11 protein-coding genes are annotated in these 15,201 nt (G+C 44.7%); 7 read left to right on the forward strand and 4 right to left on the reverse strand.

Annotated features, from left to right (window positions below; genetic code table 11):
- Positions 1-17 precede the first annotated feature (17 nt).
- Positions 18-926 carry an FAD:protein FMN transferase gene (locus ACT89M_RS09785; RefSeq protein WP_261769173.1) on the reverse strand — a complete coding sequence of 303 codons (909 nt, stop codon included), beginning with the start codon at positions 924-926 and terminating at the stop codon, positions 18-20.
- 42 nt (positions 927-968) lie between these two features.
- On the reverse strand, positions 969-1,898 hold the full coding sequence (locus ACT89M_RS09790) for a LysR family transcriptional regulator (protein ID WP_154886706.1): 930 nt from the start codon (positions 1,896-1,898) through the stop codon (positions 969-971).
- A 181-nt stretch (positions 1,899-2,079) separates the two neighbouring features.
- Between ACT89M_RS09790 and ACT89M_RS09795 the strand changes: the two genes are divergently transcribed.
- From ACT89M_RS09795 to ACT89M_RS09815, 5 genes are all read left to right on the forward strand, one after another.
- Complete coding sequence (locus tag ACT89M_RS09795; RefSeq protein ID WP_154886703.1) at positions 2,080-2,694, forward strand: NAD(P)H-dependent oxidoreductase; 615 nt, start codon at positions 2,080-2,082, stop codon at positions 2,692-2,694.
- A gap of 13 nt (positions 2,695-2,707) precedes the next feature.
- Entirely contained in the window at positions 2,708-5,158 is a 2,451-nt protein-coding gene (locus tag ACT89M_RS09800; protein ID WP_487345216.1) for a flavocytochrome c, read from the forward strand.
- A 170-nt stretch (positions 5,159-5,328) separates the two neighbouring features.
- Positions 5,329-6,846 carry a spore germination protein gene (locus ACT89M_RS09805; protein ID WP_154886699.1) on the forward strand — a complete coding sequence of 506 codons (1,518 nt, stop codon included), beginning with the start codon at positions 5,329-5,331 and terminating at the stop codon, positions 6,844-6,846.
- On the forward strand, positions 6,843-8,021 hold the full coding sequence (locus tag ACT89M_RS09810; RefSeq protein ID WP_154886697.1) for a Ger(x)C family spore germination protein: 1,179 nt from the start codon (positions 6,843-6,845) through the stop codon (positions 8,019-8,021). Before ACT89M_RS09805 ends, ACT89M_RS09810 begins: the two co-directional genes overlap by 4 nt.
- A gap of 16 nt (positions 8,022-8,037) precedes the next feature.
- Positions 8,038-9,135, forward strand: coding sequence for an endospore germination permease (locus ACT89M_RS09815; RefSeq protein WP_186809561.1), 1,098 nt, complete (start codon positions 8,038-8,040; stop codon positions 9,133-9,135).
- A 102-nt stretch (positions 9,136-9,237) separates the two neighbouring features.
- Here the strand turns inward: ACT89M_RS09815 and ACT89M_RS09820 are convergent, their stop codons facing one another.
- Positions 9,238-10,503, reverse strand: a complete 1,266-nt coding sequence (locus ACT89M_RS09820) for an MFS transporter (protein WP_154886693.1) — start codon at positions 10,501-10,503, stop codon at positions 9,238-9,240.
- Positions 10,503-11,153: a TetR/AcrR family transcriptional regulator gene (locus ACT89M_RS09825; RefSeq protein ID WP_154886691.1), complete on the reverse strand. Its 651-nt coding sequence runs from the start codon at positions 11,151-11,153 to the stop codon at positions 10,503-10,505. The genes ACT89M_RS09820 and ACT89M_RS09825 overlap by 1 nt, the downstream gene beginning before the upstream one ends.
- 247 nt (positions 11,154-11,400) lie before the next feature.
- Here ACT89M_RS09825 and fabD point away from each other — a divergent pair, with 247 nt between their 5' ends.
- Both fabD and ACT89M_RS09835 read left to right on the forward strand, forming a co-directional pair.
- Entirely contained in the window at positions 11,401-12,609 is a 1,209-nt protein-coding gene (gene fabD, locus ACT89M_RS09830) for an ACP S-malonyltransferase (RefSeq protein WP_154886688.1), read from the forward strand.
- Positions 12,602-15,187, forward strand: coding sequence for a non-ribosomal peptide synthetase (locus ACT89M_RS09835; protein WP_487345217.1), 2,586 nt, complete (start codon positions 12,602-12,604; stop codon positions 15,185-15,187). The genes fabD and ACT89M_RS09835 overlap by 8 nt, the downstream gene beginning before the upstream one ends.
- Positions 15,188-15,201 lie beyond the last annotated feature (14 nt).

The raw sequence follows: 15,201 nt of genomic DNA on the forward strand, positions 1-15,201 counted from the left end.
AACAATCTCCTCATTCATTAACTGGATAGTGGTTGGATTCTTCCCCGTAGACTTTCGGTGTAGGCCAGATTCCCATCTGTCGTGATGACGGCGGCTTCGATATGTTTCATTTGATTCACTTTATGAATAATGGAGGCCGCATCTAATCCGAATAATTCTGTCGTATAGATGTCACAGTCGAGTGATCTATCCGCAATAATGGTTAACGAAGCGACATTACTTTCAATGGGATAGCCTGTTTTGCTACTAAAGATATGATGGTACTGCTGTCCTTTCTTTTCTAAAACACGCTCGTATATGCCTGAGGTAACGACGGATTGCTCCCTGATACTGACGATTGCTGCTGCATTGCCTCTGGGTAAAAAGGGATTCTGTATTCCCACATTCCAGTGACTCGAACCCGAAGGGGAGTCCCCATGAACAAGCACATTTCCGCCCATATCGACCATAGCTGAGATTACTCCGTTTTTCTTGAAAAAGGCCATCACCTGATCGGCAAAATAACCTTTAGCGATGGCTCCCAGGTCGATTTCCATCCCCTTTTTTAATAAATGTACGGTCTGGTGCTCATCATTGAGCTGTATATGTTCAGGCTTTAAGAGCGCCAGTACCTTCTTAATCTCTGCATCCTCTGGCACCTGTGCCTCGCGGAAACCGATTCTCCACAATTTGATCAACGGGCCAATCGCAATATTTAAAAAAGAATCTTCCTCCAGGCTATGTTCTTTGCCTATCTTGATGAGATCATACAGCTCCCTGTCGACTTGAAGCGGTTGGGAGGCGGCTTCTTGCTTCAACATCGCGAGCTGTGAGTGATCACTGTTGGCGCTAAACACTTTCTCGTAACGGAACAGCATATTCTCTGCTTCCTGCGCGAACTCTTCTGCATCTTCCCCCTCGATAAATAGAGAAATCTTAGTTCCCATGAGAGGGATCATTTTCGTAAAAGTATTTATGCGGATCTCCTCCTACACTGCACATTGTTGTCCATGATTCAGAAATGTATGGATAAGGTCATGATCCACACTAGACAGCTTTCTTTCGCTATGATGTGCTATAAAATAGTCCAGACTCATCTTATCAATCGGGATTGGGTAGATGTTGTATTCCGAAGCAGACTCGTCAATTCGGACACTTTCGGGAATGATCGTCAGGCCCATATTTTGTTTGGCAAGCTTCAACACTGTGTGAATTTCGTTGCTTTCCATCACGATGCTTGGTTGTATTTTGTGCACACTAAGTAATTGATCGATCTGTTTACGGACGGCAGAGCCTTTGGACGTTAAAACGAGCTGCTGACTCAGAATGGTAGCAATATCAAACGTACCCTCCGGGATGACGGCAACATTTCTTTGATACAGTTCACAGCCGCGCGGGATAACAGCCCGGTAGCTATGCTTGCCCCAACTAAATGCGTTTAGATTTGGAGAAATACTACTCGAATTTTGTCCAATCCAGAAGTCCAATTCAACATTTTGCAGCCGTTTTTCATTTTTTTCAGGCAGATCCTCTACCAGATTAATCTTATAAGCAGGATGAAGCTTTAAAAATGCAGGTAAAAAAAGGGGTATCAAATAAGAACCCAGGCTAGGCAGAATTCCGATTCGTAACACTTTGTTGCCGATATCCGATGCATAGGAAATTTCTTTCATGAGCTTGGCGTAGCTATGTTCGAGCGATGTTAAATACTGATAATAGATCTTTCCCTGTTCGGTTAATCGATATGGAAGCTTGTTGCGAGTGATCAGCTCACAATCCAACTGGTTTTCGACTTTTTTGATGACCTTGGTCAGGTAGGGCTGAGAAATATACAGTGATTGGGCGGCTTTGCTAAAGTTACTGTATTTCAAAAGGCTGTCGATGTAACACAAGATATCCTGTGATTCTAATTTAGACATGTCCCTCACCCTTTGTGAAAAAAATAACAAACTTTGAATTTGAGCTGATTATAACAAATTGGTTATCAAACTGCAATGAATAACTATTAGATCAATCTTCCATTCCTATGTTAGAGTTATGCCGAAAGATCGAGTCTGACTTTGACGAACATTATTTTCGAATGACAGAAAGGGGATTACCATGAATTATTTAGCTATCGTGGGTACCAATTCGGATGAATCAACGAACCGTACTCTGCTTCAATTTATGCAAAAGCATTTTGCAGATGAGGCTCAGATTGACTTGTTTGAAATTAAGGATCTACCTGCTTTTATTGAAAAAGATGAAATAGAAGATGCTGAAGTTGACATTCCTGTGAAGGTGCAAGATTTACTGGATCAGATTTCCAAAGCTAAGGGCATTATTATTGCTACTCCGGAGTACGACCATGCGATCCCTGCTGTGTTGAAAAGTGCGCTGGAATGGGTCAGTTATACTACTCAAACCTTGAAGGACAAACCTGTTCTGATCGTAGGTGCTTCCCACGGCTCACTTGGTTCTTCCAGAGCGCAAGCGCATCTTAGACAAATTCTAGACTCACCTGAGCTTGGAGCGAGAATGATGCCTAGCAGCGAGTTTCTTTTGGGAAAATCGCAGAGTGCATTTGATCACAGTGGCAGCCTGATTAGCGCAGAAAAAGTAGCGGAGCTTGAAGAGATTTTCAGGGAGTTTGTTTTGTTTACGGAGATCACGACGGAACTGTTGTCCAAAAGAACGTTGAAGCAAAAAACGAAAAAATTTTCCTGGCAAGAGTAGGAGGCTGACTACAATGAAAATCATAGCAATCGTAGGCACTAATGCAAAGAAATCGTATAATCGCAAGTTGCTTCAGTTCATGCAAAAACAATTTGAGTCCAGAGCAGCCATTGAAATTCTCGATATTACAGATGTGCCGATGTTTAATCAATCCGATAACCAGACGAACAGTGCCATTATACAATCGTTTAATGAGAAAATTATCGCAAGTGATGGCGTCATCATTGCAACTCCGGAATATAATCATTCCATCCCTTCATCCCTTAAGAGCTTGCTCGAATGGCTTAGCTTTGAAATCCATCCGCTGGCTGGGAAGCCCGTTATGATCATTGGAGCGTCACAGGGAACACAAGGTTCATCTCGTGCCCAGTTGCATCTTCGTCAAATTCTGGATGCACCGGGTGTTGAAGCTAATGTGATGCCAGGGTATGAGTTTTTGCTGGGGAGTGCACATAAAGCGTTTGACGAAGCAGGAAACCTGAATCATGAAGGAACGATTGATTTCTTGGAAGTATGTTTCCTGCGTTTCCTTCGTTTTGCCAAAATTTCTAATCAGTTGAATGAGGAAGAAGAGTTTACTTATAAACCGGGTGTGTATGAGGTCAATGCCATTGGTCACAGTGGGAATTTGCCGATGAAAGTGTCTTTTAGTGCAAACCGAATCGAGAGTATCGATATTGATGCAAAGGGGGAAACCGAGGGTATCGCCGATGTTGTTTTTGTGAGAATTCCGAATAAAATTATTGAAGGACAGACACTCAATGTGGATGCGCTCTCCGGTGCTTCTGAAACGAGCAACGCGGTCATCAACGGTGTTGCTAAAGCAGTTAAGCTTGCCGGCGTGAATCCGGATATTCTGAAAAGACGTGCAAAACCTGCCAGCAGCCAGATGAAAGATGATGAGGAATATACTTGTGACGTGGTCGTTGTAGGGGGAGGCGGCGCGGGTTTAAGTGCTGCTGCAACAGCTCTACAACACGGCGCAAGTGCGATTGTTCTGGAGAAATATCCAGCCGTAGGGGGCAACACGATCCGTTCGGGTGGTCCTGTTAATGCAGCTGATCCTCTATGGCAACAACAGTTTAATGAAAATCCAGGTGAAAGACAGACTATTGAGAATTTGTTAAGTACGGATGAGAACCTAATCCATCCCGAATATATAGATGATTTCCATGCACTAAAAGAAGAATTCACAGCATATCAGGAAAAGTTCGGAACACAAAAGGCTTATTTATTCGATTCCCCGCTACTTCACAGAATGCAAACGTATTTTGGGGGCAAACGAACGGATTTGAATGGCAATACGATCTATGGACAGTATGATTTGGTCAAAGTACTTACAGACCGTGCCCTGGAAAGTGTGCAATGGCTTGAAGATATCGGGGTCGAATATGATAAGAGCATCGTATTTGCTCCAGTGGGTGCCCTGTGGCGACGTGGTCATAAACCTGTCAAAAGTTATGGTTCTGCCTTTATCATCGCACTTAGCAAGTATGTAGAAGAAAATGGCGGTCAAATTATTACAGATAGTCCGGTTAAACAGCTCATCATCGAAGATGGAAAAATAGCAGGTGTTATTGCAACTGGAGTCAACGGACAGAGAATCACCGTTCATGCGAAAGCTGTTGTGCTTGCTAGTGGTGGTTTTGGTGCAAATACACAGATGCTCAAGGAATATAACACGTACTGGAGCCACATCGATGATGATATCAAAACGACGAATTCCTACGCGATGACAGGGGATGGAATATCGCTTGGCAAGAGTGCAGGCGCGGCATTAACAGGCATGGGTTTCACACAAATGATGCCTGTAGCCGATCCAGAGACTGGCGAACTGTTCAGTGGACTACAAGTACCACCTGAGAACTTTGTCATTGTTAACAAAAAAGGCGAGCGTTTCGTTAATGAATTTTCTGGACGGGATGTCTTGACTAAAGCGGCCATCGAACAGGGAAGTTTATTTTATCTAATCGCTGACGACGAGATTAAGAAAACCGCAGCGAATACCAGCCAGGAGAAGATAGATCGGCAAGTTGAAGCGGGGACTCTGTTTAAAGCGGATACGATTGAAGAACTGGCAGTAAAAGTGGGCATGGACCCTCAGGTACTCAGAACGACAATTGATAAGTATAACTCTTATGTGGATGCGGGCTTTGATCCCGAATTCCATAAGGATACGTTTAGTTTAAAAGTAGAGAAAGCGCCATTTTACGCTACGCCTAGAAAACCTGCCGTTCACCATACGATGGGCGGGATCAAGATTGATACGGAAACCCGTGTATTGAATGAAAACGGCCAGCCGATTGCCCATCTATATGCCGCTGGAGAAGTGGCAGGGGGGATTCACGCAGGCAACCGTTTGGGCGGTAATGCCCTGACAGACATCTTTACGTTTGGACGAATTGCGGGTAAAACGGCTGTTGAAGAAATGAATCTTGTGGGCAATGTGAAAATAGAACGCTAGAGGTATAAATCCATCCGTAAACCACTTCATTTTGAAGTGGTTTATTTGCTGTTTTTTCACGCTAAAAGAATAAAAAATCCGATTGGGGAAAATATATCCTTACATTGAATTTTGCTACTAGGCTGTACATTGAACGAATAAACTATTTTTCCTATTTAAGGAGCGTTCAGATGGTCGACGTTTTGGATTACCGAACGATGCCCTTCAGCACCGTGCTTTCGGAGAATGTGGACATTGTCCAAACGATATACAACCATTCCACAGATATCAAAACCAGAACATTTCCGCTTGCGGGCAGCAGAGAAGCGTTTATGTTGTTTATTGACGGAATGGTCAATGAATCGTTGCTGGATCTGCATGTTTTGGCCCCGCTCTTACAAGCCCGCACGGACAAATCTCAGATTGACTTCGCATACATAGGTTCTATTGTGACCACAAGTCAGCTCACCATCGTGACAAGCTTTGAGGATTTGTTAAACCATATCGCTAACGGTTGTGTCGCATTGCTTGTAGATCAACTGCCGTTTGGTATTGCCATTGGGGTAGCTGGTTGGCAGCAAAGGGGCATTGAGGAGCCAGCAGCAGAATCGATTATTCGCGGGCCAAGGGAAGGTTTTACAGAGACACTCAGTGTAAACACTTCGATGCTACGCCGCAAAATTAAAGACCCTTCTCTAAAATTAGATCCGTTTCAGGTTGGGCGATATACAAAAACGTCGGTCCTTGTTGTTCATATTGACGGCATTGCTAGCCATGCATTAGTTGAAGAGGTTCACAGCCGCATCAAGAGAATTGATATTGACGGTGTGCTGGAAAGTGGTTATATCGAGGGATTGATCGAGGATCACCCCTATTCTCCGTTCCCGCAGATTCAAGTTACAGAGCGACCGGATGTAGTCAGCGCTTCTCTCCTTGAAGGAAAAATCGGCATTATGGTGGATGGCACACCATTCTGTCTCATTGCCCCGACGACTTTCTTTGCGATGTTACAATCACCGGAAGACTATTACCAACGTTATGTCATAAGCAGTTTCATTCGCTGGCTGCGATTTTTGTTCCTGATTATTTCGCTGGTGCTGCCTTCTCTTTACGTAGCCATTTTGACATTTCACCAGGAAATGGTGCCCACCTCATTGTTGCTTAGTATCGCGAAGTCACGGGAAGAGATTCCGTTTCCTGCGTTGATTGAAGCGTTGCTCATGGAGGTTTCCTTCGAGGCACTGCGAGAAGCTGGCGTACGTTTGCCCAAACAGGTCGGTTCCGCCGTCAGTATCGTTGGCGCGCTTGTTATTGGACAGGCAGCGACCTCTGCTGGTCTTGTTTCTTCCCCAATGGTTATGGTGGTTGCCATTACCGGTATCGCATCTTTTTTGCTGCCACAATATAGCGCGGGTATAGCTATTCGTCTGTTACGTTTTCCGATTATGTTTCTGTCAGGAATGTTTGGACTGCTCGGTCTGATGCTTGGCGTCATCGCCATCATTATTCATCTATGTTCCTTACGCTCGCTCGGTGTTCCCTATCTACAGCCCCTTGCGCCAATGAAGTGGAGTGAAATGCTCGACAGCTTCATGGTGTCGCCAATATGGGCTAATCTCAAGAGACCAAGTTTGACAGGGCGAAAAAATGCAATTCGGCAACCCTCCAATAACCGTCCGGATCAAGAGGATGAAGGAGCCTCGCCATGAAGCCGTGGATGCGTTATTTTTGTCTAATGTTGGTTGTTCTGTTATTCTTTCCACTGCTGGCTGGATGTTGGGATCGTAAGGAGATCAATGATCTTGCGCTTGTAACGGGTGTAGCCATTGATAAGGCAAGTGACAACTCGATTGAAGTGAGTATTCAGATTTTTATCCCTCAAGGTTCAACTCAAAGCGGTCAGTCTGGGGGAGAAGCAACGGGTGGAAGTGGCACAACGTTTGTGCAATCCGCTCAAGGTGTCAATATAGCAGATGCCCTGGCCCAATTGCAGATGAAGTTTTCGCGCAAAATTTTCTGGGGGCATTCCGAAGTCTATTTATTTGGTGCAGAAAAGGTAGAGCAGGGCTTAAAGGATGATTTAGACTTCCTCATGCGGGATTCCGAGCCGCGCGAACGCGCGTTTACTTTTGTCACCAAGGGAAAGGCCAGAGAAGTATTAGAAAAACATTCGATTCTGGAACGGAATACGTCTGAAGTTTTGCGTGAGATGGCAGTAAACAAAACGAGCATCAACTCGTCGATGGCACATTTAATGGAGATGCTGGAGGATGAGAGTAGAGCGGCTTTACTCCCTTGGGTCGAGATATTACAAGCTCCGGGACAAGATGACCCATCCAAAGGCATTGGTTACATTAACGGAACAGCGATCATGCACAACCATAAGTTGGTAGGTGTAGCGGATAACCGAATCACTCGTGGTATCTTGTGGGCTGTAGATGAGATGAATAATGCGATCATTACAATTCGTCCAGAGCACACGAAGGGGACCTTGTCGGTGCAACTATTGAGGAACCGATCCAAGATTACACCCATGTACAAGAACGGGGAATGGTCTCTCAGAATCGATGTGGATTGCAAAAATCAGTTGATTCAGAACACAACGGAGATTAACATCGACCAGAGCAGTGATAGCTTGGCGAATATTGAAAAACAACTGGAAGAAAATATAGAAGAGCGTATTCACCTGGCGATCCATGAAGCTAAAACCAAATATAAAGCGGATATTTTTAATTTTGCTGGTGCATTTCACCGTAAATATCCCGTTTTGTGGAAAAAACATGAGAAGGAATGGGACACTATTTTTCCAGAACTCAAAATTACAGTAAATGCACAAGCGGATATTTTGCGTCCAGGCATGTTCAATACCCAACAGAAGCAATAGGGAGAGGAGGGTCTTCATGTACAAGGAAAAAATCAGTGGTAATCAGGTTTTTTGGCTGATTTCCACGATGCAGATTGGTATGACCATCCTGCTTACGATTAATCCGTCCATTGCTGTTGCCAAGCAGGATGCCTGGATTTCCATATTACTCTCCAGTATGTTTTCCGTAGGACTTGCCTATGTGCTGACACGTATAAGCATTATGTATCCCAATGAGTCTCTTATCAGCTATGCACCTAAAATTATGGGCAAGTTTCTGGGGCATGTGATTATTTTGATCTATGTATTATATTGGTTTACGGTGCTAGGGATTATCTTGCGACAGTATGGCGATTTTATGATTGGCACCATCCTTCAATTGACGCCAGTCATCATCCCCATTATCGGCATGCTTGTTGTTGCGGCTTATGTAACGTATGCGGGTATCGAGGTCTTGGCCAGATGCAGCGAGGTACTGGGCCCTCTCATCTTGCTTGGTATTATGGTGCCCTTGCTCCTCAATATTTCCCAAATCCAACTTGATAACCTGCAGCCGATTATTATGGACAATACCTTTTCCGTGTTGCTGAAGGGAGCTTTGCCAACAGCCTCATTCCTAGGCGACAATATATTGCTCATGATGATTCTTCCTTTTGTGGCTGATCCACGAAAAGGCGTGAAGGGCGCTCTCCTAGGTTCTGTTATAGCAGGTCTCTTCACCTTACTTTCAGCGATGCAATGTATTGCTATCTTTGGTTATTCTACGGCATCCAGACAGACCTATCCGTTTCTTAATCTGGTACGTTTTATTTCCTTTGGTTTCCTGCAAAATCTCGATGCGATCGTCGTTGCGATCTGGATCATGGGGATTTTTATCAAGGTGTCTTTATATCTGTTTGCAGCATCTTACGGGACTGCCCAGTGGCTAGGGGTTAAACGTTGGCGGAGCTTCATCTTTATCGCATCTCCAATTGCCATCATACTATCTATGCTGCCACGGAACTTTGTGGATAGCTCTATTCTTTTTCCGAAGCTTGTAGCCGTACCGTTTAACCTGCCCGTTGTTTTTATTCTACTTCCGCTGTTGTTATGGATTGTGGCAATGATTCGTAACAGGCAGAACAAGGGGTTGTGAGATGATGTAAATGGAGTGCCCCCTGAAATAAACATCGAGATCATGCTGAATGCTGTAGTGTCTCCGATGGATTGCAGGGGGGATTTGGTTTGGAAAATATGATTATGGTGTAGCCTGTTCAGCAGTTGCAGGTGCCGTGGTTTTGCGAACAAGTCCCGGAAGTGATCTCAAATAGAAGAAACTAACGGCGACTGTGCATATAGCGAGTGTCAGATGAAGCCATGTCACATTGATCCACACAGGGAAAGCCAAGCTGATCGTTCCGAGTGCCAGAGAATGGCCCAGCATCATAACGGGTTCAATGAGTGAATTCACACGTCCCATATTCTGAGGCGGAACAAGTTCCGGAAGCCAGCTACCAAGTGCAATGTTGATAGGAGCAATGGCGATCCCTGCCAGCAGAATAATAACGAAATAAAGCTCCACACGAGGTACGAGGCCCAATCCTGCCAGGAACAGGCTTGCTAGAAATAGACAAGTGATCAGAATGGGTGTTCTTGTGTAACGCCGAATCAGAATGGGACCCAAAATACTGCCGATCAAGAAACCAATCCCCATAAAGACAGTGACAAGGGATGAATGGACAACATACTGATCCGGGCTAAGTTTGTACTTCATTGAAAAGATTGGAAGGACGGAAAAAACTCCGTTAACTATACCAAAAAACATGAATCCACTAATTAAAATCAGCAGAAGCCGGTTATGTATAATATATTGAAGCCCCTGCCAGAAGTCTTTGATGACAAGAGAAAATCGCAGATCACGTACACGGTTTTTTCCGTTCGGCATGCGTGCCTGTTCGGGAAATTTGGCCCAGGCGAGAAGGAAACCAGATAACAGGAAGCTGCACAAATCCACGATAATAGCTCCCTCGATACCAATGAAATGGTATGCCGTTGCTCCCAGACTCAGTCCAAAAAGCATAAATACACCTGAGATGATCTGAATAAGTCCAGATGCGTGAACGTACTGATCTGGACCGATGCTACCTTGGAGAAGTCCCATTTCGGCCGGTCCGAAAAACTTGGAAATGGAACTACGCAGAAAAAGAATCAGAAAGCACATAAACAACACGTCATAGTGAACAAAAAGTAGCAATAACAAGGTTAACAAAGCTCTGATCCAGTCACTGTATGTAGCAATATGTTTACGATCAAAACGGTCTGCGACGACTCCAACAATCCAGAAAACGGCTAAGGTTGGAAGGGAATACATAAGCTCTGCCATACTGGCCAAAGACGGCTGGTTACTGAAACGATCCACCATATAATAAGCGAACGCCATATTTCCAACGACATTTCCCAGCTGCGAAGTGAAGGTTGCCAGAAAGAGTTTCAAGAAAGTTGGATTACGGAAAAGTTCCTGCATTAGTTTTCCTCCGAATGGTCAGGTTCGTGAATCATTACGGGATGTAACAGTGTTTTCAGATACGCGAGCAACGCCTCAAACTGCATGCTTGTTTTAGCCTTTTCGGTACCTACCGTGATGGAGTGTGTCATGATTCCTTCCTGATACGATGCAACGAGTCTGGAAATGTCCATCACGTCCATGTCAGTTGAGAATTCTCCTCGCTCTACGCCAATCCGAATTAAGGTTGCGAACTGTGCAACACCCGAATTGTAGCGCTCAATCAGTAAGTTCCGGCGTTCTTCATCGCGTGAGCCAATCAGAGAGTATTCATAGAAAGCAGATTGTAGTCCCGCATTTGGGAAACGAAGCAGATCCTCTAATTGCTGCGTATAGAGATCCTGGATAATTTTCCAGATGGATGACGAAGAGTGAATCAAGGTTTCGATGTGTTCTTTGTACCGCATATCTTGCCAATGAAGCAGTGCCTCGAAGATTTCTTCTTTGCTTTGATAATATAGATAGATCCAGCCTCTGCTCATACCGGCCTCTTCGACGATATCTTTTAGCGTTGTTGCCCCATAACCCTTGTATTCAAATGCACGTTTCGCTGCTTCAAGAATTTGCAAAGTCCTTAGTTCCTTCTGATCATCGGATAACTTTGGAGACATCGGATCAATTCCTCCTTTTCTTAAAAATGAATCACGATTTATTATAATATAAATGACATTCAGTTCATTTTGCAATGGGTAAAAAAAATAAATTGATCTGTTTAAGGCAGTGTTGATATAATGTGTTCAAATGTAAATAAATTGTATTATAATCCTTAAATTTCAATTATGATTAGATAATTAAATCATGTAACAACGTAAATTGAACATCGAATATTGTCGAATATCTGGTTCTGAGGGGGATGTTATGCACACGGCACTGCTGTTTCCAGGTCAGGGATCGCAATATATAGGTATGGGACAGGAGCTGTTTTCCAGTTCCATAGTAGCCAAAAGAACGTTTGAAGAGGCCTCAGAGATCTTGGGATACAGCGTATCGAACCTTTGTTTTCAAGGGAGTCTGGCAGAGTTAACCCGGACCGATTACGCACAGCCGTGTATTTTGACGGTTGGCATCGCTGCCTTTCGTGTGTTAATGGAGAGAATGGAACGTGAGCCAGTCTATTTGGCAGGGCACAGTCTTGGAGAAATTACAGCGCTTACTGCTTCGGGAGCATTACATTTTGCAGATGCCATTCGCCTTGTCCGTTTTAGAGGCATGCTGATGCGAGATGCCCAGAAGAATAAAGCAGGCTCCATGATGGCTATCCATGGGCTTACCCCTCAAGTCATTGAGAAGGAATGCCTTGAGCCTGAATATCGAGGCTTGGTGGTCATTTCCAATCTGAATTCCAGTCGCCAAACTGTCGTTTCCGGTCAAGTGAATGCGCTTACAAAGATGAAAGAACGCTTTATTGACTTAGGAGGTCATGTTACATCGCTCCAAGTGGGCGGTGCCTTCCACAGCCCATTCATGAAAAATGCGGCCATGCAATTGTATGATGAACTTGGTCGTATCCCTTTTCATTCCATGCGCTATTCCGTGCTTTCCAATGTTACAGCACTTCCTTATCCTTCTGTGACTTGCATCCCCTCTTTTTTGTCGGAACAAATGGTAGAAAGAGTCCGCTGGCAGGGATGTGTGCAATTCCTAATGGAGAGGCAGGTTAACAACCTGATCGAGGTTGGGCCAGGCAGCGTGTTAAGTAATATGCTGCGAAGAGAGAAGCTTGATGCATGTATGATCCAGTCTATAGACACAAAGGAGAATCTGCAGAAGCTGATAAAGGAGAGGATGCCTAAGGGGACGGGAGCAGTCTCCTATGCCCGTTATTTAAAGGCGGCACTTTGCGCCAAAAACTACAATATTCACGGGGGAACTTCGGATTATCTGGAAGAGGTCGCGGGGCCGTTTCGGGAACTGGAGCAACTTGCTAGGGCAGGCGATGTTGCAGGCGGTAATGCTAAAGCACTCGAAGCGTTACATCACATTTTGGATTGTAAGATGACTCCTGCTTTACAACGGGGAGATATTCTCAGTCATATAGCTGAAGAAGGAGTGGTTCGGCATGTTTAGCACACTCAATGAGGCCCTGAATCATCACACTGTTCTGGAAGAGCGAGGGATCACCTTTATTGAAGGAGAATCCCAGAGCGAATTTTGCAACTTTGCGGAGCTTTATCGGTCCTCAATGTCTGCCCTGCATCTTCTAAGGAAGAACGGAGTAAGTGAAGGATCTGAAGTGATTTTGCAGTTGGATAACACCCGTGAATTCCTCGTTATTTTCTGGGCATGCCTGCTGGGTGGGTTCATCCCTGTTCCATTGACGGTGAGTAAAAATGAAGAATCGCTGGCCAAAACGTTACGTGTAACCAGTGTTCTGAACCGTCCCTTTATTGTAGCGGAATCGCGGCATGTGGAAGAACTTCGTGAGCATCTGTCCCGTATTCCAGATCGAAATTGTGCTCTACTCAATATCCAGGATCTGATAAACCAGAACCTGAAACATCAAGAGCAACCTATTTCTGCCAACCCTGACGATGTTGCCTTTATTCAGTTTTCTTCGGGTACAACGGGAGAACCCAAAGGTGTGAAACTGACTCATCGCAAACTTCTCGCGAACATTTATGATCTGGAAGAACGTTTGGGAGCCACCTCAGAAGATGCTTTTCTAAATTGGATGCCACTGACTCACGACCTCGGCATGATTATGTTCCATTTGCTCCCGCTCGTGGCCGGGTTGAATCAGTATCAGATGCCAACATGGCTTTTTATAAGACGGCCTGTTCTCTGGTTGCAAACCGCCAGCCACTTCAAGGCAACAATACTCGCTTCGCCTAATTTCGGAATCAAGTATTTCTTAAACGCGTATCACAAAGCTGCGAACCAGCGCTCTTTTGATTGGAATTTAACTCCAATTAAAGCGATCGTGAACGGTGCAGAACCTATCGATGTGGACGCATGTCGACAATTTTTAGATGAGATGGCCGTTTTCGGACTTGACGGGAAATCGATGAAAATGGGATATGGCATGGCTGAAGCTTGTGTGGCGGTATGTATTCAGGAGCAGAACGAAGCGTTCACAACGTATTATGTCCGTAGAGATAATCTCAGTGTCGGGGACCAGGCTGTTTTTCTATCAAGTGAGGATGAAGCAGGGCTGGCACTCTCTGGAACGGGAACCCCGTTACGAAATAGCCAGGTGAGAATTTGTGATGATTCTGGTCGTACGCTCCCCAAGGGTTATATCGGATATATCCAGATCAAGGGTGCGAATATTACAGACGGATACTATAACAATGAAGAAGCGACCAACAAACTTTTTACGCCGGACGAATGGGCTCATACAGGTGATCTGGGCTTTCTAATCCATAATCACCTGGTGTTTACGGGGAGAACCAAGGACATCATCATCATTAACGGCTCCAACTATTATCCCTATGATATTGAACGCATTGCAGAGGAATGTACGGATCTGAAAATCAAACGAATGATTGCTTGTGGAGTATATAACGAAGCTACAGGCACGGAAGAGGTTGTATTGTTTGTCTTGTACAGAGACAAGCTGGAAGAGTTCGGACGTCACGCGGATCAGATTAGAAGACATGTAAACCATGTGATGGGTATTCATCTAAGTGTTATTCTACCGATTTCCAAGATACATCAAACGACCAGCGGCAAGTTACAGCGTTATAAATATATTGAAAAATATAAAGAAGGAGCATTTCAGAAAGTCGAAGACGAACTAAGCAAGTGGCAGGAAATGCGGGAACAGGAAGCGTTGGTGCATAGACCTAAAGATGCGACGCAACAAGCGCTGTTTGAAATATGGAGCAAGCTGCTTGGCAAGAAATATTTCGGAGTCCATGACAGCTTTTTCGAGATAGGTGGGACTTCGATTCTCGTTATTCAGATGCTTGAGGAAGTAGACCTTTTATATCCAGATGTCATCACACTAACTGATATTTTTGCCTATCCTTCTGTGGAACAGCTCGCACAGCTGATTTCCAGTTCAGATGGATTGTCAAAAAAGGAGATACCGCTCCAAGCAGTCCAGTTGGAAGCGCCGTACTTCGAAGCGGAGTGGAGCGGAGCAGAGAATCAGTACCGTATGGTGATGTCCTCGTCGCAACGAGATCGATTCCAGACATTTTGTCACGAGTTGCAAGTTGCAGACGAAGCGGTATGGCTCGCCCTTTTTTCGAACGCTATTTATGAAATATCGACCGGACCTAAAGTGACCGTGCATACCATGATGGACGGCAAAGGCTGGATTGTGCCTTTTCACGTGGATTTTGCGCAAGTTGAAAGAATAGAAGATTTGCTCATCCTGGCTGGTGCGAAGAAAAAAGTGGGTGAAGCAGAAGTGTACCATACGAGAGATATTGAAAGACATGTGACTCGCATTGAACCTGGATATGTCCGCTGCCTGTTCGCACAAAAAGGGTGGTTGCATACAGAAGATGCCCTTCATAACGTATTTGACATGATCATGGAGTGGGAGGACTTAAAAGATACATCAGAGCTTTTTTTCCGCTACAACCCTTCCAGAATGAACGGGGTTCTTATGAAAGAGTTGTTCCAGACAGTCGCGGACTCCATTGAGTCTCTACTGAGTGTTGATAGGGTTACCAACATTTCGGTATCACAGTAAGTGAGAAGGGGAGA

It is taken from the genome of Paenibacillus sp. NN59 (assembly GCF_057597225.1).